This window comes from Paenibacillus anseongensis, assembly GCF_009757995.1.
GTDB lineage: Bacteria > Bacillota > Bacilli > Paenibacillales > NBRC-103111 > Paenibacillus_E > Paenibacillus_E chondroitinus.
The window spans coordinates 524,125-547,063 of the sequence record NZ_WSEM01000020.1 but is presented as its reverse complement, the minus strand read 5'-3'; the positions used below and the strand labels follow the sequence as shown (position 1 = coordinate 547,063).

The following is a 22,939-nucleotide window of genomic DNA, read 5'->3' as shown; positions in this document are numbered from 1 at the left end:
TGGCTGCTGCAGTTATAGTACGACGACAGAATAATCCCGCTTTAGAACCTTGATATATCAAGGTGAAACAATGAATCATATACAATGTCTATGTGAAATATTCAATGGTTCAATAGTTTTTAACGCTGACACATTGCATTAAATTTTCGATTACATATATTTATGTTATGATGCTCCTAAAAGGAAGATTTAATTGAATGAACAATGACCTAGGAAAAGTGAAATGAATCTTTGATTGGAAGGGCTGAACCAGCATTAAGAAAAGGTATCTTGCGTTACTAGGCATCATCGTATTTATTGGCATTTCATACTATAGCTTAACTCAACCATTTGGTAGTAATGTTTCGCAAACCGACAGTGTTGCATTGACCATTGTTCTTCCAGCTGAGCGCTACCCTGAAACAGCAGCACACATCAAATCAGCAGAAGAGCATGGTAAGACTAATATCTGTACGATTGATCGAAAAGGCGCTGAAGAGAATCGTAAAAAGTCATTGAAAGGAATTCCCACAAAGAAAGGATTTGACCGCGACGAATTCCCTATGGCTATGTGTGCGGAAGGTAGAACAGGTGCGGATATCATGTATGTCACCCCCGAAGACAATAGGGGAGCAGGCTCATGGATCTCAAATCAATTAGAGAAATATCCGGATGGTACAAGGGTTAAGATATTTGCGAAATAAGATGAAATGGAATTTTTGGAATGTACCCATCGTCCGGGATTTTCATATCGTTTTAATCTAGGTCAGGCAGTCGTCACCGGTATCTTGGCGACGGAGCAGCCAGCTCCGCAGCCTTCAGCCGACACTAAGACTACACCGGAGTTTACGGATGCTCGCGAATATTGGGGTCGCAGCTGCGGTGGAGAACGGCTTCGTTAGTAGCTATGAGAACGGCAGCTTCAAGCCTCATGCAAAAGCAACGCGCGCCGGAGTCGTAACCGTTATATTAAAACAATGAAATAATAATCAATAGCAGCTTAGAGGAAGAGGCCGGGCATAAGATTTTTTTGCCTGGCTTCTTCCTTCTTGATTTAAATATGCGAAAGTAGGCCGAAATAAGCCATTAAGTATACATACAGCTCAACATTTGATTCATTGGACGGGCGGAAGTACAACGACATAATAATCCCGATTTAGAACCTTGATAAATCAAGGTTCTTTTTCATTTGTCCGTATTTTCTTGTCGTTTTGTTTTGAACGTGAAAATCCCTGTATACTGTGCTAGCGACAAGAAAACCACTTTATTGAGTATTGTATGAGCAATATTAGAGCGTGTTAGACTGAAAAAATGTAATGAAGACAGACAAGAGTTCATTAAGCTAACGGACAGTATACTTCCAATATCTGTTATAATCGATATGAATATTCTTTAGGAGGATGGGGCTAATGCTTGGTCTACCGAAAGGGGAAGTTTATCTTGCTCCCTGGACTAATGAGTGGTTAACAGAATTTAGGAATGAGAGTGGAAATATTAAATCTGAATTAGGTGAACTTGTCCTAGCAGTTCACCATATTGGGAGTACAGCGGTATAGAACTTATCGGCCAAGCCAATAATTGACATCGCAATCGAACTGAATGATTATCAACTCGGCATACAGTGTGTTAAGGGTTTGGAGCGACTTGGTTATGAATATAAAGGAACAGATATACTACCGGAAAGGTATTACTTTAGTAAAGGGGAGCCACGAACTCATCAGATACACATGTTCCAATCGGGCAATATTTATATGAAAAAGCAACTTGCATTCCGGGATTATTTACTGAATGACAATGAGGCATTGAATGGATACCAGGCTTTAAAAGAGACGCTTTCCAGAACACATCAAACCGATAAAATTACTTATTCTCATGCTAAAACGGATTTTATAGATACTACTTTGGAGAAGTTAGGATTCAACCAACTAAGGTACTATAGTTCAATTACGACATGACGGCAGCCAGCGCACACGGCTGCCGTTGTCCGTTGAAGTAACGGGCCAGGAAAGTTCCAATATGTGGTATAATTATTTTCTTACTACTTGTCTAGAATTTTGGAGGGAAATCGTGAAAAAAGAAAACATCTTATTACCAATTTCGATTATTATTTTCGGATTATGCTTAATTTTATCAGCTTGGTTAATATCTAATGGCTTGAAAAGCCAAGAACATGTAGAAAAATCTCTAAAAACCTCTACTCAAACTAAAGCACTTATGACTTCTGGTGAAGCAGCACAATACATGGGAATTTCTTTAAAAGATTTTGATTTTCTTATTAAGAGTCAAACCGAGTTGAAATCAGGAATTAGCACTTACAACACATATATGTTCATTCCTTATATCGACATAGGTAATCAAAAATACTTTAATGAAGTCGAGATAGATAAATGGATTGAATACAATATGCTTAATAAGTAATGCCTTAAGAGTCCTGCCAATATATATAACACCGCATTTTAGAAAATGCGGTTATTTTTATGTCGTGAATCAATGTTGTACTTTAAACATAGAGTCTTGTAAAAAGATAATTGTTTAAAGGGGAGGGTGAACTAACGGGATACTAGAGACTATAGCTTCAACGAAGACGCGGATACGGGCATGGATCGGCTGTCGGGTTATGCTCACCACCGGGAGTGATTAGAACATTTAACCAATATCAGAAGGTGATAAATAGGTGAACATAAACATAGAGGCTCTAACCCAAGTAATTAATGATTGGGACCCTGTTGGTCTTTTAGCAGGAGGTGCTCCAGAAAACGAATATAGCATTGAAGTAAGAGAAATCGCTCAGAAATCCACGTCATGTAAGTCTGAAACAGATTTAGCGATATTTATTTACAGAGTGTTCAACGATAAAATGGGGGTAAAATTAAATCAACTTGTTTGCTTAAAGCAGGCATTTAAAATTATCGAATACGGAAAATAACCGCAACAAATGATGATTAAGCTAACGTGTAACGTTAATTAAATGGGACAGTGCAGCAGCCGGTTAATAATGCCGGCTGCTGACGTTGTATTTAAGGGCAAATACTTGTTCAAAACTTAAACGGGACTCTCTTGTCGTTGTACTGCGGAGAAGGTTTTTTCTCTTATTTATAATAATTATCAAAAAGTATTGACTTTCATTTAAATTTATTTATAATAATTATTATCTGATATCAATTATCAGTGGACAAGCAGTGGAACGGATAGAAAGGGTGCAGCGGCAATGTACGATGTCATTATTATTGGAGCAGGACCGGCAGGAGCTTCAGCTGCCATCTATACAGCTAGAGGAAACTTGAAGACGTTGGTGATTGATAAGGCACCGAACACGGGAGCATTGGCCATCACGCACAAAATTGCCAATTACCCAGGGGTCATTGGGGCCTTGTCTGGCAAGGAACTGCTGGATACGATGCGGGAGCAAGCAAAAGGCTTCGGCGCTGAATTTATTCAAACGACAATTACGGCTGTAGATGTGGAAGATGAGACGAAAGTCGTGTTTACGGCGGACGGTATGTATGAAGGCAAATCGATTATCATTGCGACGGGGTCGAAAGGACGCAACCGTATGCTTCCTGGTGAAGAGAACCTGCTCGGGCGTGGGGTGAGTACTTGTGCAACGTGTGACGGAGCTTTTTTTGAGGGAAAAACGGTCGCAGTCATCGGTGATTCGGAAGAAGCGCTGGAAGAAGCCCAAGCACTAAGCAAATTTGCGGAAAAAATCCACTTCGTGGTGCCGCGCCCTGAATTGCAAGGCGTTCATCATACCCCTGAGATAGCGGGCACGGACATCCTCTACAAAGCCAAACCGCTTGAAGTGCTTGGCACCAATAAGGTAGAAGGGCTTCGCATTCGCACAGGCGTTGGTACGGAGGAAGTGCTTGAGGTGGACGGCGTTTTCGTCTTCCTATCCGGCAGCAAACCGGGGACAGACTTCCTGCAAGGTCAAGTGCCGCTGGATGAAGAGGGCTTTATGATTCTCGACAGCTCGATGCAATCATCGGTGCCAGGCGTGTTCGGCGCAGGCGAAGTGAGACGCACACCTGTTAAGCAAGCGGTTGTTGCAGCTGCGGATGGAGCGATTGCGGCCATGGCCGTTGATAAATTTATTAATAAACGGGCTCAATTGATCCCGCAATATAAATAATCTTACAACTTATTAGGAGATGAAATCATATGTCTAATGTCATTGTTTATTCAAGCACGAATTGCCCTTATTGCCAGCAGTTAAAAAAATACTTAACCGATCAGCAAGTGGCCTATGAAGAAAGAAATATTGATCTCAATGACCAATATGGTCAAGAGCTTCACGATATGGGCATGATGTCGCTGCCGGTAACGGTAATTGGCGAGCACAAAATTCTAGGTCTCAATGTGACCAAGCTCAAAAAGGCTTTGGCTGAAGTAACTGTTTAATCCACAATCCACATAAAATAGATAGATAAAGAGGAGAGAGAACCATGACACAATTAACCGTACAACCATCCCAATCTTTTGCTAAAATAGGACTGCCTGCACCAAGTTTTTCACTTCTGTCCACTAAAAATATGGAAACTTTAGAAGAAAAAATTTCTCTTGAGGACTACAGAGGCAAGTGGTTAGTATTCTTCTTCTGGCCTTTCGATTTCACTTATGTATGTCCAACGGAAATTACGGCTTTCAGCGACAACTATGAAGAGTTCCTGGATTTGGACTGCGAAATCGTAGGTGCATCCGTGGATAGCGTGTACACGCATAGAGCCTGGACACAAACGCCGCGCGATCAAAGCGGTATCGGTCCCGTGAAATTCCCGCTTGTCAGCGATTTCTCCAAAGAAACAGCGCGCGCTTATGGCGTTCTGGATGATGAAACAGGTGCGGCTCACCGCGGGTTGTTCATTATCGACCCTGAAGGCGTGCTGCGCTACCAAGTCGTGACAGACATGAACGTTGGACGTTCGGTAGACGAGACGCTGCGTGTGCTTCAAGCGCTTCAAGCTGGAGGGCTTTGCCCGGCGAACTGGAAACCCGGTGACAAAACACTATAATTGATAAATTTAGCAAGCCCCAATCCGTATCTCATCCACGGGTTGGGGCTTTTGTGTGCATTCGGGACTGCATTTGCAGTATAATAGGAAGGCAAATGAGGTAACGACAGAAAGGTTAGATCGATGATGCAGTCCATTTCGGACAAACTATTTATGGGTTCTTTGATTTTACTGATGATTTCCGTTGTGGTCAGCGGTATCGGGTTTCAATTCGTGAACTGGCGCACGCAAGTGACAGATGAGTTGGATGAGGAGACGAACTCCAGTTCCGCCCGCAAGAAGGCGGTCATGGAGCGTCAAGATAAGAGTTTAAAACGTGTGGTTCGTTCCTATTTATTTTGGATCGCGATTGCCGGTATGCTCGTATCCGTCCTACTCTCTCGATTGTAGGCTCTTTTAATACAGAAAAAGGCGTATAGCGGCTCTTTGAGCCATGCTATAGGCCTTTTTCTCATTTAACCGGAATCTCGCGCGATGAAACGGGACGAGAGGATGATTTTCTCTGCTTGCCTGCCCGGGTGTTTAAGCCGGTACAGGAGAGTTTCCACTGCACGAATGCCAAGCGATTCTTTCGCAAGCTCAATGGTACTAAGAGGCGGATGCGCATAGGCGGAGGCATCAATGTTATCGATCCCGATGACCTTAACCTGGCCCGGAACATCGATGCCATGGCGCTTAAGAAGGGGGATCAGCTCCAGAGCTATTTGATCGTTAGCACAGATCATGCCTTCGGGCAGGCTTTCAGGTGAAAGTACCGACACTTTGCGCTCCAAGTACTGGAGGACCTGACGACTCTGGTAGGGAATGCTCCATTTCTTCAACGAGTAGTCCGCGTCCGGTTTGCTCAAATCTTCCATGGCCATTCGGCAGCCCCAGAAGCGCTCCTTGAAGCTGACGGCAAATTGATCATCGCCGACGAAAACAAGCTGTTTCAAGCCGGCGGCGAGAAGGCGTTGACAGGCCATTTTACCCGAGTCCAAATTATTGTTGAGAACGCAATCCACATCCACCAGAGGTTCGGAATGGTCAATTAATACGAGCGGGATCCCGGTTTGCTGGAGTGAGATGACCGAAAGGGTAGGAAAAGTTCCTGCCAGAAGATGGCCCGCGCAGTGGTCAGGATTCACATACGAAGGAATCTGCAGCTGTTCGTTATGATGAGCCGGAACAGGGATAATCAGATGCTCGAATCCCAGCTCCTTGCTGGCCGCCCCGATCCCCGCGAGAACTTTCCCCCAGAAGGGATTATCCTGCTGATAAATGGCTTGAATCCAAACCAGAATGTAAGGCGTTTGCCCGTTAACGCTCATAGATTCATTATTCAGGCTTGTCTGCGCTGCTGATTGGAGGAGATATCCCATGGCTTTCGCCATTTCTTGAATACGCAGCCGGTTCTCCTCGCTTACACCTGATTTTCCGGATAACGCTTGGGACACGGTATATTTAGACAGCCCTAGTCGATCTGCTATTTGCTGCATGGAAACTTTCTTACTCAAAGATTGCACCTACTTCATAAAAATCAAAATTAACATAACAAAACTAACAAACTCCATTGTCGACTAAAAAAGAAATCTTGTCAATCTACAAGGAAGTCTACGTATAAAAATGAATTGACGTTAAGAGTGGAAATGATTACAGTAGGGATGTTGAAGTGAGTGTTAGCCTAACAAAAATAACAAAAAATTAAATGCGAAACACAACGGGAGGTTTTAAAATGGGTAACTGTGTAATTTTTTATGATGCAGCGTTTCCTTATGAAGGCACTCGGCCGGACAGCCGCAGTTTAGAAGCATTGGCACAATTTGGCCGCATTGTTGGCGCCGAGGAGCTACCGGAAGCTTTACTGCAAGGGACGGCTGACAATTTCCTTCATCTTCATGGGCGGTATTTTCCAAAAGCGGCTTGGGAAGCGGTGATGTCGCATGTTCGCAGAGGGAAAGGGCTGCTTCATATCGGGAGCGCGCCATTTCGAGTACCGGTTTATCCAAGCAGCGAGGGATGGACGGCGGAAGCAGAGCAAACCGGCTACCATCAGCTTTTGCAGATTCACGAGGTGCTTCCTGTCGATCCTGCACCCATCGCCCGTTATGCGGCTCATGCGGATCTGCCTTTGCTAGCCGGCAAAGAGGCGCTGTTTCAAGGGCAGCCAACGGTTGGTCTGGCACTTCACGTAACTCGCGCGGATGATCATCCGGGTCAGGTTGGCTCGAGCGGACCGATGGACGCCCACCTTTTGCCGCTGCTGAAAGGAGTTTCTCCAGAGGGCCGCGAAGTTGCGGCGCCAATCGTGCTGCTGGAGAACACGAAGGGTGATTTTGCAGGCGGACGCTGGATTTTCGCCAACTTGGTAACGGATGATGCCTTCTGGACACAAGGGGGAGCGGAAGTTCTAAGGGACCTAGCGGCCTTTACGGCGCGGGGAGTAACCGAAATTTGGTTCAAACCGAACTACGCCTGTTACGATCCCGGTGACCGAGCGGCATTGACCATCCAATTGCAAACGCTTGCCAATCGCGAAGCAGCTGCCTCGGCTAATACATCGTGGACTTTCCATGTTCAAGTGAAGAAAGACGGCGTTTCGGAACCGTTATGGTCAACTTCTGTTCAAATGGATGCATCTCGCGAGCTGACTTATAAAAAAATGAATGTGCCGGTCGATCTAGAACCCGGTTATTATTCGGCGGTATGTACAGCCGTTGCCAATACAGGAGAGACGCGCATCTACCAGCAAGGTTTCTGGGGATATGATGCGGAATTGCTGCGCGAAGGAACACCGCTTTCCTGTGATCGCGACTATTTCATCAAAGATGGACGTCCGCTGCCGATCGTTGGCATGACCTATATGACGAGCGATGTGGCGCGGAAATTTCTTTTTCTGCCTAACGTATCGGTTTGGGACAAGGATATCGCACAAATGGTCAAAGCAGGGATTAACCTGCTGCGCACAGGGATTTGGTCCGCGTGGCGCCAAGTGATGTTCGTCGATGGCCATCCCTACGAGGAAGTGCTGCGTGCCATTGATGCTTTCATTTTGACTTGTAAAAAGCACAACATTGAAGTCACGTTTAATTTCTTCGCCTTTACACCAGAGATGTGGGAAGGTGTCAATCCGTATCTGGATCCGCGCAGCGTGGAGGCTCAGAAGCGATTTATTTCGGCAGTCGTGTCGCGCCATAAAGAAACAACGAATGTCCATTGGGATCTGATCAATGAGCCGTCCATGTTTAACCCGAATAAGCCATTTTCCGGGCCGCAATCCGCTCAGGACAAATTTGAGAAAGCTGCGTTCACAGCATGGCTGGAAAACCGTCACGGCGATATTCGCAAGCTGCAGGAGCGTTGGAATATGACGCCAATGGAGCTGCCTGATTTTCAGAGCGCAAAACTACCCGATGTTTCAGAAATGAACATGAAGACGACCGAAATGCTGGAGAAAAAAGGCGGGCCGTGGCTGGATTATACGTATTTTACGATGGATATGCATAATCGTTGGGCTCGGGAATTAATTGCGACCATTCGCAGCATCAATCCTGCTCATTTGGCAACGGTCGGTCAGGATGAGGGACTTGGTGCACTGCGTCCATCACCATTTTTCTATGCAGAAGTAGTAGACTATACAACGGTTCATACCTGGTGGTTAATGGATCAGTTAGTGTGGGACGGTATTTTCTCCAAAGCGCCGGATAAGCCGAGCCTGATTCAGGAAACCGGCATCATGTATATAGAAACAGCGGATGGACGCGCAAAACGTTCGGAACATGAGCTGCGGAACATTCTGGAGCGCAAGTATGCCTATGCCTTTTCGACCGGTGGGGCGGGCGCTGTGCAGTGGATTTGGAATATTAACTTCTATATGAACAATATTAATGAATCACACATCGGTGCGCTGCGTGCAGATGGCACAGAGAAACCGGAAGCGGATGTTTCCTATGATTTCGGCGCTTTTATGGGGAGTATTCGGGATTTGTTTGTAGACCGTCAGTTGGAGGAAGTTGTGGCTATTTTCCCTTACTCCAATGATTTTTCAACGAGAAGATTAGCTGGCGAAGCCACTTCCAAGCTTACTCGTACGTTGGCGTATTCAATGAATGTGCCTTTCCGTGGCATGGGTGAGTATCAATTGGATGCTTTGGAACAAAGTCCTCCCAAGCTGATTATTGTACCTAGTGCTCACAATTTCAGCGATGAAGCGTTGGAAAAGTTGACTCAGCATGTGCGCACGCATGGCGGAACGCTTTTATTCACAGGACCGCTTGGACTGAATGAATACTGGACACCGGTATCGCGTCTGACAGACGTGGTGGGCGAGACGGTGCTGAGCAACATTTTGCGGGAAGAAATGATGGTTTTGAACGGTAGCCAGTACCCTGTCTCATTCGGCGGTGCCCGAATTTCACAAGTGAACAAAGAGATCGCGCTCTCTGAAGGTGATGATGAGAACAGCGGATGGAACTCGGGGCATGGAACCACAAGGCATTATGCGCTTGGCAAAGGGCAGCTCATCTGGTGTCCGCTGCCGGTTGAATTAAATGAACGCGGTGAAAGTATAGAAGCGTTGTACAACTATGCTTTGGCGGAGGCTGGCGTATCAGAGGAAATGACGTGGGTGAAAGGCGGGCAACTGCCGGGCGTTTACGGACGCAAGCTGAGCTTTGCCCAAGGTTCATTGTATATTTTCGTGTCGGAGTATAGTGTAGATACAGCGATTGAAGTGAAAGATCCGGGTACCGGCCGAAGCTATGACTTTGAGCTTGAGTCGGAGCGTACCGTCATGTTCGCGACAGATCGGGAAGGTGCATTGTTAGCTGTTTACCGCCCGAATCAAGTGGTTGTCAACGTGAAATAAATAAAAAAGCCTCTGCGCCGCAGCAGCTGACGACAGTCAGCTTAGCGGACAGAGGCTTTTATTAGTTGATTTCCTCAACGCAGGAGCTACAAACCATTTTCCCTTTGAAATAGGTCATATCCTCGAAATTACCGCAGAATACACAAGCTGGCATATACTTTTTCAAGGTGATACGTTCCGGATCGACATAGACTTCAATTGCGTCACCAATATCAATGTGCAGCGTTCTCCGAAGCTCAATCGGCAAAACGATACGCCCTAACTCGTCAACCTTCCTTACAATCCCCGTTGATCTCATGTTAAACAGCCTCCTGGACAATTTGAGTTTAATCGTTTCATTACATGGATAACTACCTTATTCCACATTTGAACTTGAATTCCTTTTATTTACTCGAAGGTATTATGTTAAACTTTGCATAAGTATTGGAGGATGCCTATAATGGTGATCAATATCGGGCAAATTTAAAATAATTCGTGCATCTCTCTTATATAAAGCCTAATCCACTATTGGTACTATAAATGTAAGCAAAACATCACTGACGAAGTAGGGGGATTACAAACGATGATTAAATGGAAGCGTTCTCTAGGCGTTGTGTTAGCGACCGCGTTGGCCGGATCTCTAGTAGCCTGTGCAAACGGCGGCAATACAAATAGCAAGGCAGATACACAAGGCACAGCGACAGCAACAACCGCGGCGGCTTCGAATGAGCCGGTGAAATTACGTATTATGTGGTGGGGGGCTACGGTTCGCCATGAAGCGACACTCGCTGCATTGAAATTGTATACGGAAAAACATCCTAACGTTACTTTTGAGCCTGAGTATTCCGGTATTGACGGATACTTGGACAAGCTGTCCACGCAAGCTGCTGCGAATAATGCGCCGGATATTATGCAGCTTGATCCAGGTTGGATTTCCGATTGGGCGGGACGCAATCAATTGGCTCCGCTGACAGGTGTTGATGTGAGCAAAATCGATACGAAAGTATTGTCCGGTGGACAAGCTGGGGGCAAGCAGTATGCAATGCCTTTAGGTTCAGTAGCCTACGGGATGATCTACGATAAAGCTGCTATGGACAAGCTTGGTTTGAAAGCTCCGGAAAACGGCTGGTCATGGGATGATTTCTTCGCGCTTGCGAAAGAAGCAAAAACGAAGCTTCCGGAAGGTCAATACTTCACGAAGGATTATGCCGGTGACTATTTCGCTTACTCCGCCTTCCAATATGCAAAAGGCAAAGGCATGGTCGTATCGGATACAGGGAAATTCAATGTGGACCAGGCTACTTTCTTAGAGTGGACACGTAATTTTGACGAGATGCGTAAAAATGGCATCGTACCTCCTGCGGATGTGAACTCCTCGGATAAAGAGTTTGATCCGAAAATGGATTTGATGGTTAACGGTAAAATCTTGTTCCGCATGGGCTTTTCCAGCAACTATGGCTCTTGGGATAGCTTGAAAAAAGGCGCTTATGCCCTTGTTACCATGCCTCGTACGGTTGAAGCGGGCGGTTGGTTGAAACCATCCTTGTACTTGGGTGTTTCCGCAACATCGAAGAAAGCGGAAGAGGCGAAGAAATTCGTGGATTGGTTCGTCAACGATCCGGAAGCTGCCAAAATTTTGACAACCGTACGCGGTTTGCCGGTTAACAAAGACATTGCCGCGTCCTTGGAGTCCAGTATGAGCGATGTTGATAAAATCGGATCTGCGCTCCTGCACGCAACCGAGAAAGACGGCCAAACCTGGAATCCAGGCGTGAAAGGCTGGACGAATTATATTGATAAGGATTGGCCGCTTGTTCGCGATCAACTGAGCTTCGGGAAATCAACGCCGGAGCAAGCTTTCCAACAACTGAAAGTGGCTGCACAAGCCTACGAAAAATAAGGCAAAATGAGTCCGGGACATGCCTGTTCCGGCTCTTGTTTTATTACTGTATAAGTCGGGAGAGAAGGGACTGATGGTTATGGCGATTCGCGTTCAAGATGTCCTGAATCAGTTAATCGAGCCGGTTGGACGGCTGGAGGTATCGGTGGATACGCTGAAGTCGGGTGACCCCTCGATGGAAGTAAAGGGAATTGCTACGACGTTCATGGCAACCCATGATGTTATTCAAAAGGCCATTGAGAAGGGTGTGAATTTGCTCATAACGCATGAAGGCACCTTTTATCATCATCATGACCAGATTGGGCATCTCGTAGATGATTCGGTTTATCAAGCGAAGCGAAAACTGATCGAGGATTCCGGGATTGCGATTTTCCGGTTCCACGATTATTGGCATCGATATCGGCCGGATGGTATCATGACGGGTTTAATTCAGAGCTTAGAATGGGCGCCGTTTGTAACGGAAAATAGCCCTGCCGCTTCGTTGCTGACGATTCCGCCAGTAACAGTGAAGGAGCTTGCTCTTTATGTGAAAAATAAGCTAGGGATCTCCTTCGTGCGAGTTGCCGGCGACGGGTCAATGATTTGCACGCGTATCGGTCTGCTTGCGGGGTACAGAGGCGGGGGCGGCATGGCCATTCCTCTTTTTCAGGAAGAGGTGGATGTGGTCATTGCCGGGGAAGGCCCCGAATGGGAAACGCCGGAATATGTGCGTGACGCTGTGCACCAAGGTAGGAAGAAGGCTTTCATTGCACTCGGACATGCGGAAAGCGAAGAGCCGGGTATGAAATATTTGGCGGAGATGTTGGCGGCGTTATATCCGAACCTGCCCGTTCATTTCATTTCGGAAAAGCAGGTTTTTCAAGTGATGTAATCACTAAAATACTAGAATAATCATGACAGGGAGAGGAAGATTTTTCTCATGAGCGATACAACAACACAACAAACCGGCTACCAGGCTTGGCTTGAATACCACCCGATAGCGCTGAACCAAGTTGAACAATATGCCGGATACAGCGGAATTGTTTGTACGGAAAAGGAAGAAGCGATTCAAACAGCTGTCCAAGAACTCTCCCGCGGCATCAGCAAGATGCTAGGCAAGGAGCTTGCTGTCTCTGAAAATGGCGAAGACAGAGTTGTGATTGCGCTGGGTACATTCGGCGGCGGTAATGCGCTGGTAGATCGCGTTTTTGACGAAGGAGCTCGGTCAGCTGTTAAACCTGAAGGGTTTGCGATCAAAACGGATCAAGCGAGCGGCAGCCTTGTAATCGGTGCTTCGTCGGCGTCTGGTGTTTTATATGGCGTTTTTCATTTGCTTCGACTTATTAGCACTCATCAATCCGTGAACCAGTTAGATGTTATTGAAAATCCAGTGAACATGCTGCGCATGATAAATCAATGGGATAATATCGATGGTAGTATTGAACGGGGCTACGCAGGAAAGTCGATATTTTTTGAAAATAACCGCATCACAACGGATCTGACACGCGTTCGTGATTATGCAAGATTGCTGGCTTCTTCGGGGCTTAATGCCATTTCCATCAACAATGTGAATGTTCATCACTGGGAAACGAAGTTCTTGACCGGAGAGTACCTGCCGGATGTTGCTAGGGTAGCTGGTGTATTTCGATCGTACGGCATCAAGCTGTTCTTGAGCGTCAACTATGCCAGCCCGCTTGAAATTGGCGGCTTATCGACGGCTGATCCTCTTGATCCTGCAGTACGCGAATGGTGGCGTGTAAAAGCAGCTGAAGTGTACGCCGCGATTCCAGATTTCGGCGGCTTCCTGGTGAAGGCGGATTCGGAGAACCGCCCAGGGCCGTTTACGTATGACCGCGATCATGCGGACGGCTCAAATATGCTGGCGGAGGCTCTTAAGCCTTACGGCGGCATTGTGATTTGGCGCTGCTTCGTCTATAACTGCAAGCAGGATTGGCGTGACCGGGCGACCGATCGGGCGCGGGCGGCGTATGATCATTTTAAACCGCTGGATGGAAGATTTATGGATAATGTCATTCTGCAGGTGAAAAATGGCCCGATGGATTTCCAAGTGCGGGAGCCTGTTTCTCCGCTGATCGGTGCCATGGAGACGACGAATCAAATGATCGAATTCCAGATTACGCAGGAATATACCGGTCAGCAGCGCCACTTGTGCTACCTCGTGCCACAATGGAAAGAAGTCCTTGATTTCGAGACTTACGTGAAAGGGGACGGCTCCAGTATTAAGCGTATTGTCGATGGCTCTCTGTATGGCAATCGATTTAGCGGTTTTGCCGCCGTCTCCAATATCGGAAACGATACCAATTGGACAGGCCATTTGTTGGCGCAAGCGAACCTGTATGGCTACGCCCGTTTGGCATGGAATCCAGAGCTGTCCGCGGAAGAGATCGCGGAGGAGTGGATTCGCATGGCGCTTGGCGGGGACGAGAAGATGGTGAGCGTTGTTATGGGGATGCTCATGGACTCATGGAGCATCTATGAAGCGTATACGTCGCCGCTCGGCGTGGGCTGGATGGTGAATCCAGACCATCACTACGGTCCGAACGTAGACGGCTATGAGTATTCGAAGTGGGGGACGTACCACTTTGCGGATTGTCATGGCATCGGCGTCGATCGGACGAAGGCGACAGGAACGGGGTATGCTGCGCAGTACAAAGGCATGAACTACGACACCTACGAGTCGGTTGAAAACTGCCCGGATGAGCTGCTGCTGTTTTTCCATCACGTGCCGTATACGCATGTGCTGCATTCGGGCCAAACCGTGATTCAGCATATTTATAACACGCATTTTGAAGGCGTGGAGCGTGCTGAACAGCTGGTGGCGAAGTGGGCTAGCCTGGAAGGAAGCGTGGGCGAGCTGGTGCATAAGCACGTAGCGGATCGTCTCGCGGAGCAGGCGGCACATGCACAAGAATGGCGTGATATGATCAACACGTATTTCTTCCGGAAAAGCGGCATTGCGGATGCGCTGGGAAGAAAGATTTATTGAGATTAGTTAAGGAGCAGCGTATTTGGCTGCTTCTTTTTTTATCGCAGACTGGTTCTGGAATAAGCGAAGCTTACCCCCAATTTCTTTATGCTGAGCACTCCACCCCATGAAATTTGCTGCTATCGCTTGGACGGTGGTTCCCTGGAGGGAACTACAAGGCGCTATTTCATCGAAATAGGCTCTTTTTCGCACGGAGCGGAACTGTGGGTCGCTATTTGTCCGTTTTCTTAAAGAAAACGGGATGAGGCGCTCAAATAAAGCCCTGTAGTTCCGCTTGATCGCGGAAACGGTTTGAATTGGCTAGAATAGCGGCCTGTAGTTCCTCAAGGTTGGTATCGTCGACCAACTTAACTCAGAACGTGGTTACTGGGGCGACAAGTGGACCAGAGGCGGGAATTAGAAGGAGTTATCGGCGTTATTTCAGGGAGATACGACGCCATCCCCGCTCTTTTCGGGATATTTTAAAAGAATTCGAGGATTCCTCTCATTTAGTACCTGAAGATAAGCCTTTATACTTGAGATATACAAGTAAACAGACTAATGCAGAGGTGAACTTACATGAATCGTTCCACAGCCGTTGCCGTGAAAGCCGCTGCGAGCACGAAGAAACGCCGTTCTTTCCTAAGTCGCTGGGACGCGCCGATCGCGGGATATTTATTTATTTTACCGTGGCTGCTCGGATTTTTTGGGCTTACCGCGTATCCCATGTTTTTATCGTTGTACTACTCCTTCACTGACTACACGCTGATGGAACCCATTAGTTGGGTCGGATTTCATAACTATGAGAGAATCTTCACGGCTGACGCGAAGTTTCTGCAATCCGTCAAAATCACGTTTTTCTACGTGCTGGCCTCCGTACCTTTGAAGCTGGTAGCGGCTCTACTAGTCGCTGTACTGCTGAACAAAGCCATGAGAGGAATCTCCGCTTACCGTACTGCGATTTATTTTCCGTCCCTGATTGGGGGCAGCATCGCGGTATCCTTGCTGTGGCGGAACATTTTCGGCATCGATGGGATTTTCAATGAAATCCTTGCGAAGTTCGGCATTCAAGGTATTGGCTGGATTACTAATCCGAGCACGGCCTTGTGGACGCTTATTTTATTAACCGTATGGCAATTCGGCTCCTCGATGGTTATTTTCTTAGCGGGACTGAAACAAATCCCAAGTGATCTGTATGAAGCTTCCGGCGTGGACGGAGCGAACCGATTTGTACAGTTTTTCAAAATTACACTGCCGATGCTTTCACCAACTTTATATTTCAACTTGATTATGGGTGTTATTAACGCGTTTCAAATGTTCACCTCGGCTTACGTCATCACAAACGGCGGTCCGATGAACTCGACTTACGTCTATGCCATGTACTTATACGAGAGGGCCTTCAGCCGTTACCAATTGGGGTACTCCTCTGCATTGGCCTGGATCATGCTCATTATGATTGTTATCGTGGCGGCTATTATTGCGGGCACCTCCAAATACTGGGTATTCTACGAAACCGATGCAGGAGGTAAAAAGAGCAAATGACGATCAAATGGAGTCAAGCTGTCCGTCACTTATTCATGATTGCCTTCAGTTTATTGATGGCTTATCCGGTCCTTTGGTGGATCGGCGCATCGCTCAAATCCAATAGTGAATTAAGTTCGCCGAACTTATTTCCGGCTTCGCCGCAATGGAGCAATTTTGTAAAAGGCTGGAATTCGGTTCCGGGACATTCGTTCACTGACTTTTATCTCAACACGTTCGGATTAGAAATTGCCGTTCTTGCCGTAACTTTGATTTCCAGCACGCTTGTCGCGTTCGGTTTCGGCCGTCTGAATTTCCCGCTCAAAACCTTCTGGTTCTCGCTGCTTATGGTCACGTTGATGCTTCCAGGACAAGTGCTCATTATTCCGCAGTATGCGATGTTCCATCAGTTGGGCTGGGTGAACACGTACCTGCCGTTTATTGTGCCTCATTTGCTCGCTAGCGGCGCGGGTGGAACGTTCTTCGTCTTCCTGCTCATCCAATTCGTACGCGGTATTCCCAAAGAACTGGACGAATCGGCGAAAATAGACGGCTGTTCCTGGTTCGGTATTTACTGGCGAATTGTTATGCCGCTTACGAAACCGGCAATTGTTACGGTCATGATTTTCTGCTTCCTTTGGAACTGGGATGATTTCCTAGGGCATCTGCTCTATATTAACTCGGTCGATAAGTACACGGTCGGTCTGGCTCTTCGGATGATTAATGATTCCCAGACCGGCCAAGAGTGGGGCCAGCTGCTGGCGATGTCGCTTGTTTCGATTGTGCCTGCGACACTTGTATTCATGTTCCTGCAGAAGTACTTTGTCGAAGGGATTGCAACGTCGGGCATTAAAGGATAAGATGAAAAACAAATAAGGAATCCATAGAACGGTAAAGCGGCGAAGCAGTTTCGTTGTTTTACCGTTTCTTTCGCCTAATCGGATACTTAATGGGAGCGAAGACCGCATGACGAATCCTTTTAAAAAGTTTAGAATCGATCACCTGTTTTTCCGCAGTTTTGCCGGATTTATTATCGTTGTATTGGCTTGCAGCGTATGGGCCAGTTATAGCATATCGTCCAAAGAGCTTGCCCAAACGACGTTTCAATACCAACAGAAGCTGCTCGATGAGCTGAATAACGAAATCACGACAAGGCTTGTTACCATCGAGCAAATCTCTTTGTCTACATCGCGCGACAACGAGCTCATCACCTTCCTGGTTAATAAGCAGGATGAGTTCGACCGCTATCGGAGATCCATTGGCGTTGAGAAAGCGCTTGCGAACTTGACGTATTCCATTCCACTCATCCAAGGCATTGATTTGTATATGAACCGACCGTTAGAGGGCGATGCGAAGAGCTACATCCAGTTCCGGGACATGGCGGATTTGGATAAGCAGTCATGGTCAACGCTGTTGACAGGCAATGATTTTACATGGTCGATCGAGCATTTTATTCCCAGTTTTCAAGGCGATGTGCCGGTCCTGAGCTTTGCCAGAAAAATTATGTATGACGACAAATACTTAGGTGTGCTGGTTATCCACGTGAAAGCGGATCAGATTAGAAGCTTGCTGGCGGGTCATTCTTCGGAAGCGAACCGGATCATGATAGACTCGCGGGGAGAGCAGTTTCTAAAGATTGGTCAGATCCCGGATCATAACGAATTGTCCAAATGGATGGAAAGCGGTGTGAAACAGAAGCAGTCGGGTTACGTGCGCACCAAAGGCAGCAGCGAAGCGGGCGATTCCCTTTTGGTTTACTCAAAGTTACTCGATTCTAACTGGACGCTGGTTGAAATCACGCCTTGGCAGCAAATTACCGCAGGCAGTATCAGGCTGGCCGAAGTCATCGGCATCATTGGTATTGCGGCTGTCCTGCTGACACTGATTTTGACGCACTTTTTGAGCCGACAATTCACGAAGCCCATTAAGAAACTCGTGAGCGCAATGGGCGTCTATTCCGTAGGCGGTAATAATGTGGAGCTTCCAGTCGATTATCAAAATGAGTTCGGCTACTTGTTCGCTGGATACCGCAAACAGAATGAGCGGATCGAAGAGTTATATCTCTCCTTGCAGCGCAGGTACGAACAGCAGCGCAAGGCGGAAATTGAGGCGCTGCAGGCGAATATTAACCCGCACTTCCTCTACAATACGCTGGATCAGCTGAATTGGATGGCGATCGAAGCGGGGCAGGATGAGATTAGCCGTATTTTGGAGCTCATGGGACGTATGTTTCGGATTGGCCTCTCGAACGGGGACAGCTTTATTACGATCGGCGAGGAGCTTATGCACATCGAGTGTTATTTGGAAATTCAGCAGCTGAGGTGGCGAACAGGGCTTGAGTATGGCATCGAGGCGTCTTCGGATCTTCGCAACCTGTTTATCCCGAAGCTGACACTGCAGCCATTTGTGGAAAATGCGATTGTTCATGGCTTTAATTCACGCCGTCAAGGTCATATTCAAATTCGACTACTAGACTCGCTGAATAACATTCAAATTATAATTGATGACGATGGCGTTGGGCTTCAGCAAGTGGTGGAGAAGAAACATAAACGCCATACAGGCGGTTATGGTATTCGAAATGTGAGAGAACGAATAGCAGGATATTTTGGTGGCGAGTATGGCATTACGCTGCAGGAACGGCCAGAAGGAGGAACGCGTGTTGTCATCGTCCTTCCGCGTCTGGACCAGCCGCCCGTGAAGGATCAGATAGAGAAGGCGGAGTAGTTCGTTGTATTTTAAAATAAATCGTTCAATCCTCTCATTTCAAAGATGGGCTTGAATTGATAGTATAAAGATAAGTGATCAAATAGGAATAATGAAGCCTGGAACAAAACCATGTTCCGGGCCGATGTTATATGACATAGCAGTTATCATCAAATAAAGGTTGAAGGTAAGGAGGCAGGCGTCGTGTGGAAAATCGCGATCATTGACGATGAACGCCAGGTTCTTCAAGGGATGAAACGAGCGATCCCTTGGGATGAGCTTGATGCAGATTGGGTTGGCGAAGCGCTCAACGGGCAGGACGGACTGGAGCTTATTCGAACGGTTGCCCCGGATATTGTCATTACGGATATCTATATGCCGGTCATGAATGGCCTTGATATGATTGAGCAGCTAAGAAAAGAAGGCTTCGGCGGGAAGTTTATTATTTTGAGCGGATACTCGGATTTTGAGCATGCGAGGCAAGCACTTCGGTGCAATGTGAGTGATTATTTATCTAAGCCAATCAGCGTCCCTACGTTAAAAACGATTCTCGGCAAAGCCATCGGTGAGCTGATGGAAGAAGAAGAGAAGCGGATTAAGCAGGACGAGCTTCAACAGAAATTAATGCTGTACGAGCCTTTTATTGAAAAAGAGTGGGTCAAGTCTGCGGTTGCCGGAACCCTGGACAGCTCCTATCGGAATGAAGATCGGCTGCCGAAGCCTTACCGCTTCTGGTGTGAGAGCAAGCATGTGGTCATAGGCATTGACCTGATTCGAGATGTTCGAACGTCGGACCTATCGCTGCCGGATTGGAGCTTGTTTCGTTTTGCAATTAGCAATATCGTCTGCGAGGTGGCGCGCGAAACGTTTCCGGCCATTGAATATGTAGAACTTCATGGAACGAGGGCTGTGCTTATCCTTCATCCTCAAGCGGACAGCTCGCAGCAAGAGCTGGAGCAGAAGCTCAGCAAGCTGGGGATCAGGCTCATCGATTGCATCAAAAGCTATTTGAAGCTGGTCATTCGTGTGGGCATCGGTGGCACCAAAGAAGCTTGGACGGAAATGCCGGATTCGACGGAGGAAGCGTTTCGAGCGATCGATTTGCGGAACCGTCGTGTGGATTCGGCTTATGATTTGTTCGTGTATAGCGAAGAAATGCGAAAAGATCAGGGGACGCTGGTGATGCGGCCGGCCAAGTTTTATTTTGAATTAGCCGGTGCAATGAAGGCTTCACAGGAGTCGCAGGCACAGCAGCTTGTGGCGCAGTATATCGATCAGTTAAAGGAACAGAAAGGGATAACACCGGACTATGTGCAAATGCTGGCGGGTGAGCTATGGGGGATTTTTGCCTATTGCCTCTATGAGGTCGGCATGGTGCTTGATGATATTTTTCCGAACGATCAGATTGTGAAAGAAATGGTCGGATTGACGTTACCGGGGCAATTAAGAGAATGGCTTACGGCCAAAATATCGGTTATTTTCAACAGCAGACAATGGAAAGGGAACAGCAAACACAGACAAGCCGTCGATTTTATGACACAATATATTCATGAGCATTACGCGGATGACATGACGCTTGCCGACTTGTCGGATAAGGTGTATATCTCGCGGAATCATCTGTCAATTATTTTCAAAAACATGACCGGAGAAACGTTCAATACCTACTTAACACGCGTGCGTATTGAAAAAGCCAGAGAACTGCTTCTGGAAAGAAACATGCTCGTTTATGAAGTGGCGGAGCGAGTGGGCTACAAAAACGTGCCTTATTTCAGCACGCTTTTCAAGAAATTTACCGGCATGAACCCGACAGAACTCATTAAATGATGCCAAAGGGAGAGAGAAGAAATGAATGGACAACTACCTGCAAAAATGAAAGCGGCTGTCATGATGAAGCCGGGAACAATTGTAATGGAGGAGCGCCCAGTCCCGCAAGTTGACGAGAATGAAGTCTTGATCAAGGTGATGGCTGTCGGGGTATGCGGTTCGGATGTTCATTATTTTGAAAATGGCCGAATTGGCCGCTACGTGGTCGAGAAGCCAATTATTCTCGGGCACGAATGCGCGGGCATCATTGTCGCTGCAGGCGCTTCGGTGACTAACGTGAGTCTTGGCGACCGCGTAGCCATCGAGCCGGGCGTCACTTGCGGATACTGTCAGGCCTGCAAAGAAGGCCGCTATAATCTGTGCCCGGATGTGCAGTTCCTGGCTACGCCGCCGGTGGACGGTGCTTTCGTTCAATATATGAAAATCCGCGCGGACATGGTATTTGCGATTCCGGAACATCTATCCTTCGAGGCTGCGGCGCTCAACGAGCCCTTCTCCGTCGGCATTCACGCGGCTAAGCGCTGCAACTTGCAGCCGGGTTCGACGGTTGCCATCATGGGCATGGGCCCGGTCGGCTTAATGGCCGTTGCGGCAGCAAAATCATTCGGTGCCAGCCGGATTATTGTCACCGATCTGGAACAGGTCCGCTTGGAGGCCGCCAAACGGTTGGGCGCAACGGACGTCATCAACGTCAAAGATGAGGATGCGGTTCAGCGCATCAAGGAGCTGACGGATGGGATTGGCGCGGATGCCGCTTGGGAAACGGCAGGCAATCCGAGAGCTTTGCAATCAGCGTTGTATTCCTTGCGCCGCGGCGGTAAGCTTGTCATCGTGGGCTTGCCTGCGCAGGATGAAATCCCTCTCAATGTCCCGTTCATCGCTGACAATGAGATTGATATTTATGGTGTTTTCCGGTATGCCAATACGTATCCGACAGGCATTAAATTCCTTGCCGGTGGCGGCATAGACACACAAGCGCTCATTACAGACCGCTATCCGCTTGAACAGACGCAAGACGCGTTGGAACGGGCGATTCATAATAAAAGCGGCAGTTTGAAAGTCATGGTATATCCGAACGAAATCCTGTAAACGCAGAATGGGGAGGTAGTTATGATGAAACCAGTGAAATTCAGCTTGATCGGCGGTGCGGGTTTTCGCGCGCAATATTTTCTACGCATTGCACAGGCGTTGCCTGAGCGGTTTGAAATTAGCGGCATGGTTGTCAGAAGTGAAGACAAAGGCAAGGAAATGGAAGCGAAATGGGGAACAGCTACATACCGGTCGCTTGAACAGCTGTTGGAAAACGAGCATCCAGATTTTGTCGTCGTTTCTGTTTCACCTTCACAAAGTCTGGATTACCTTCTGGCGTTGGCGGAGCGGGGGATTCCCGTTTTATTGGAAACGCCGCCTGCTCCTGATTTGAGCGGACTTCAGCTATTGTATGAGCGATTAACTCTTACGGGTGCGCGTATTCAGGTAGCGGAGCAGTATCATTTTCATCCCGTTCAACAAGCGCGTTTGGAACTTATTCGTACGGGTCAGTTGGGTAAAATTACGGAAACGACGGTTTCCATCTCACAAACGTATCATGCTGTCAGCTTAATTCGGAAAATGTTAGGGGTCAATTTCGAAGATGTTCGCATTAAGGCGATGCGTTTCGAGTCCTCGTGGGTTCAGGGGCCAAACCGCAGCGGTCCGCCAACAGAAGATAAGCTGATTCCTTTGCAGAGAGATTTGGCTTGGCTGGACTTTGGCGATCGGCTGGGCATTTATGATTTTACGAAAGATCAGCACCGCTCGTGGACACGCTCCAATCATTTAACCGTTAGAGGGCAGCGTGGGGAAATTTTCGATAATCGGGTTCTGATTCAGCAGGAATCATGCACAGAGCTTCGAATGGAGCTAAAGCGCATGAACAGAGGCGAGCTGGAAAATGCGGAAGGATATTACCTGAAAGGAATTCTGTGCGGTGACAAATGGGTCTACGAGAATCCATTCGCTCCAGCCAGATTATACGATGATGAAATTGCCATTGCCGCATGCCTGCAAAAAATGGCTGAATATACCTTTGGTGGGCCAAGCTTTTATAGCTTGGAAGAGGCTTCGCAGGACCATTATCTCGGGATGATGATCGAGAAAGCTATTACAACCGGAGAAACAATCACGACAGAGCCGCAGTGCTGGGTGCCCAAATCATAAGTGAGGAGCAA

The 22,939-nt window shown here is 47.4% G+C and carries 21 protein-coding genes and 1 pseudogene; 20 read left to right on the top strand and 2 right to left on the bottom strand.

Annotated features, from left to right (window positions below):
* Positions 1-302: 302 nt before the first annotated feature.
* The 10 genes and pseudogenes from GON05_RS26190 to GON05_RS26150 all read left to right on the top strand — a co-directional run bounded on the left by GON05_RS26190 (position 303) and on the right by GON05_RS26150 (position 5,381).
* Positions 303-683 carry a NucA/NucB deoxyribonuclease domain-containing protein gene (locus GON05_RS26190; protein ID WP_397371292.1) on the top strand — a complete coding sequence of 127 codons (381 nt, stop codon included), beginning with the start codon at positions 303-305 and terminating at the stop codon, positions 681-683.
* Between the two features lie 6 nt (positions 684-689).
* Positions 690-881, top strand: a complete 192-nt coding sequence (locus tag GON05_RS38880; protein ID WP_185157250.1) for a hypothetical protein — start codon at positions 690-692, stop codon at positions 879-881.
* Complete coding sequence (locus GON05_RS40130; RefSeq protein WP_157323207.1) at positions 832-960, top strand: S-layer homology domain-containing protein; 129 nt, start codon at positions 832-834, stop codon at positions 958-960. Before GON05_RS38880 ends, GON05_RS40130 begins: the two co-directional genes overlap by 50 nt.
* A 428-nt stretch (positions 961-1,388) precedes the next feature.
* Positions 1,389-1,934 (top strand): annotated as a pseudogene (locus GON05_RS26180) (GrpB family protein).
* Between the two features lie 112 nt (positions 1,935-2,046).
* Positions 2,047-2,397, top strand: coding sequence for a MerR family transcriptional regulator (locus tag GON05_RS26175; protein ID WP_157323205.1), 351 nt, complete (start codon positions 2,047-2,049; stop codon positions 2,395-2,397).
* Between the two features lie 256 nt (positions 2,398-2,653).
* Complete coding sequence (locus tag GON05_RS26170) at positions 2,654-2,905, top strand: hypothetical protein (RefSeq protein ID WP_157323203.1); 252 nt, start codon at positions 2,654-2,656, stop codon at positions 2,903-2,905.
* A gap of 282 nt (positions 2,906-3,187) precedes the next feature.
* Positions 3,188-4,111 (top strand): NAD(P)/FAD-dependent oxidoreductase, encoded by a 924-nt coding sequence (locus GON05_RS26165; RefSeq protein WP_157323201.1) that lies wholly within the window; start codon positions 3,188-3,190, stop codon positions 4,109-4,111.
* A gap of 29 nt (positions 4,112-4,140) precedes the next feature.
* Entirely contained in the window at positions 4,141-4,380 is a 240-nt protein-coding gene (locus GON05_RS26160) for a glutaredoxin family protein (protein WP_127457915.1), read from the top strand.
* A 44-nt stretch (positions 4,381-4,424) separates the two neighbouring features.
* Positions 4,425-4,991 carry a peroxiredoxin gene (locus tag GON05_RS26155; RefSeq protein ID WP_157323199.1) on the top strand — a complete coding sequence of 189 codons (567 nt, stop codon included), beginning with the start codon at positions 4,425-4,427 and terminating at the stop codon, positions 4,989-4,991.
* Positions 4,992-5,114: 123 nt separating this feature from the next.
* Positions 5,115-5,381 (top strand): hypothetical protein, encoded by a 267-nt coding sequence (locus tag GON05_RS26150; RefSeq protein ID WP_181646725.1) that lies wholly within the window; start codon positions 5,115-5,117, stop codon positions 5,379-5,381.
* Between the two features lie 65 nt (positions 5,382-5,446).
* On the opposite strand, the gene GON05_RS26145 is transcribed toward GON05_RS26150, so the two are convergent.
* Complete coding sequence (locus GON05_RS26145; RefSeq protein WP_309492879.1) at positions 5,447-6,496, bottom strand: LacI family DNA-binding transcriptional regulator; 1,050 nt, start codon at positions 6,494-6,496, stop codon at positions 5,447-5,449.
* Positions 6,497-6,705: 209 nt separating this feature from the next.
* Between GON05_RS26145 and GON05_RS26140 the strand changes: the two genes are divergently transcribed.
* Positions 6,706-9,837, top strand: a complete 3,132-nt coding sequence (locus GON05_RS26140; RefSeq protein ID WP_157323193.1) for an alpha-amylase family protein — start codon at positions 6,706-6,708, stop codon at positions 9,835-9,837.
* Between the two features lie 61 nt (positions 9,838-9,898).
* Here GON05_RS26140 and GON05_RS26135 read toward each other — a convergent pair whose 3' ends face one another.
* A complete protein-coding gene (locus GON05_RS26135) occupies positions 9,899-10,135 on the bottom strand; it encodes an AbrB/MazE/SpoVT family DNA-binding domain-containing protein (RefSeq protein WP_127457910.1) in 237 nt (78 codons plus the stop codon).
* A 264-nt stretch (positions 10,136-10,399) separates the two neighbouring features.
* Between GON05_RS26135 and GON05_RS26130 the strand changes: the two genes are divergently transcribed.
* The 9 genes from GON05_RS26130 to GON05_RS26090 all read left to right on the top strand — a co-directional run bounded on the left by GON05_RS26130 (position 10,400) and on the right by GON05_RS26090 (position 22,928).
* Positions 10,400-11,716, top strand: a complete 1,317-nt coding sequence (locus tag GON05_RS26130; RefSeq protein ID WP_157323191.1) for an ABC transporter substrate-binding protein — start codon at positions 10,400-10,402, stop codon at positions 11,714-11,716.
* Positions 11,717-11,795: 79 nt separating this feature from the next.
* A complete protein-coding gene (locus tag GON05_RS26125; RefSeq protein WP_157323333.1) occupies positions 11,796-12,587 on the top strand; it encodes a Nif3-like dinuclear metal center hexameric protein in 792 nt (263 codons plus the stop codon).
* Positions 12,588-12,635: 48 nt separating this feature from the next.
* A complete protein-coding gene (locus GON05_RS26120) occupies positions 12,636-14,702 on the top strand; it encodes an alpha-glucuronidase family glycosyl hydrolase (RefSeq protein WP_157323189.1) in 2,067 nt (688 codons plus the stop codon).
* 558 nt (positions 14,703-15,260) lie between these two features.
* Positions 15,261-16,223 carry a carbohydrate ABC transporter permease gene (locus GON05_RS26115; protein WP_157323187.1) on the top strand — a complete coding sequence of 321 codons (963 nt, stop codon included), beginning with the start codon at positions 15,261-15,263 and terminating at the stop codon, positions 16,221-16,223.
* Positions 16,220-17,062, top strand: a complete 843-nt coding sequence (locus GON05_RS26110; protein ID WP_157323185.1) for a carbohydrate ABC transporter permease — start codon at positions 16,220-16,222, stop codon at positions 17,060-17,062. The genes GON05_RS26115 and GON05_RS26110 overlap by 4 nt, the downstream gene beginning before the upstream one ends.
* Positions 17,063-17,168: 106 nt before the next feature.
* The gene (locus tag GON05_RS26105) at positions 17,169-18,926 is read left to right on the top strand and encodes a cache domain-containing sensor histidine kinase (protein WP_157323183.1); all 1,758 of its coding nucleotides are present in this window, start codon (positions 17,169-17,171) and stop codon (positions 18,924-18,926) included.
* 183 nt (positions 18,927-19,109) lie between these two features.
* Positions 19,110-20,729, top strand: a complete 1,620-nt coding sequence (locus GON05_RS26100) for a response regulator transcription factor (protein WP_181646724.1) — start codon at positions 19,110-19,112, stop codon at positions 20,727-20,729.
* A 21-nt stretch (positions 20,730-20,750) separates the two neighbouring features.
* Positions 20,751-21,818: an NAD(P)-dependent alcohol dehydrogenase gene (locus GON05_RS26095; RefSeq protein ID WP_157323181.1), complete on the top strand. Its 1,068-nt coding sequence runs from the start codon at positions 20,751-20,753 to the stop codon at positions 21,816-21,818.
* A gap of 21 nt (positions 21,819-21,839) precedes the next feature.
* Positions 21,840-22,928, top strand: coding sequence for a Gfo/Idh/MocA family protein (locus tag GON05_RS26090; RefSeq protein ID WP_157323179.1), 1,089 nt, complete (start codon positions 21,840-21,842; stop codon positions 22,926-22,928).
* The last annotated feature ends 11 nt before the right edge of the window (positions 22,929-22,939 follow it).

Excerpts from the sequence above, each read along its gene's own strand:
- GON05_RS40130 (WP_157323207.1), top strand. The coding sequence starts at position 832 with ATGCTCGCGAATATTGGGGTCGCAGCTGCGGTGGAGAACGGCTTCGTT.
- GON05_RS26125 (WP_157323333.1), top strand. The coding sequence starts at position 11,796 with ATGGCGATTCGCGTTCAAGATGTCCTGAATCAGTTAATCGAGCCGGTT.
- GON05_RS26110 (WP_157323185.1), top strand. The coding sequence starts at position 16,220 with ATGACGATCAAATGGAGTCAAGCTGTCCGTCACTTATTCATGATTGCC.
- GON05_RS26095 (WP_157323181.1), top strand. The coding sequence starts at position 20,751 with ATGAATGGACAACTACCTGCAAAAATGAAAGCGGCTGTCATGATGAAG.
- GON05_RS26155 (WP_157323199.1), top strand. The coding sequence starts at position 4,425 with ATGACACAATTAACCGTACAACCATCCCAATCTTTTGCTAAAATAGGA.
- GON05_RS38880 (WP_185157250.1), top strand. The coding sequence starts at position 690 with ATGGAATTTTTGGAATGTACCCATCGTCCGGGATTTTCATATCGTTTT.
- GON05_RS26130 (WP_157323191.1), top strand. The coding sequence starts at position 10,400 with ATGATTAAATGGAAGCGTTCTCTAGGCGTTGTGTTAGCGACCGCGTTG.
- GON05_RS26115 (WP_157323187.1), top strand. The coding sequence starts at position 15,261 with ATGAATCGTTCCACAGCCGTTGCCGTGAAAGCCGCTGCGAGCACGAAG.
- GON05_RS26150 (WP_181646725.1), top strand. The coding sequence starts at position 5,115 with ATGATGCAGTCCATTTCGGACAAACTATTTATGGGTTCTTTGATTTTA.
- GON05_RS26135 (WP_127457910.1), bottom strand. The coding sequence starts at position 10,135 with ATGAGATCAACGGGGATTGTAAGGAAGGTTGACGAGTTAGGGCGTATC.
- GON05_RS26165 (WP_157323201.1), top strand. The coding sequence starts at position 3,188 with ATGTACGATGTCATTATTATTGGAGCAGGACCGGCAGGAGCTTCAGCT.
- GON05_RS26105 (WP_157323183.1), top strand. The coding sequence starts at position 17,169 with ATGACGAATCCTTTTAAAAAGTTTAGAATCGATCACCTGTTTTTCCGC.
- GON05_RS26160 (WP_127457915.1), top strand. The coding sequence starts at position 4,141 with ATGTCTAATGTCATTGTTTATTCAAGCACGAATTGCCCTTATTGCCAG.
- GON05_RS26090 (WP_157323179.1), top strand. The coding sequence starts at position 21,840 with ATGATGAAACCAGTGAAATTCAGCTTGATCGGCGGTGCGGGTTTTCGC.
- GON05_RS26120 (WP_157323189.1), top strand. The coding sequence starts at position 12,636 with ATGAGCGATACAACAACACAACAAACCGGCTACCAGGCTTGGCTTGAA.
- GON05_RS26140 (WP_157323193.1), top strand. The coding sequence starts at position 6,706 with ATGGGTAACTGTGTAATTTTTTATGATGCAGCGTTTCCTTATGAAGGC.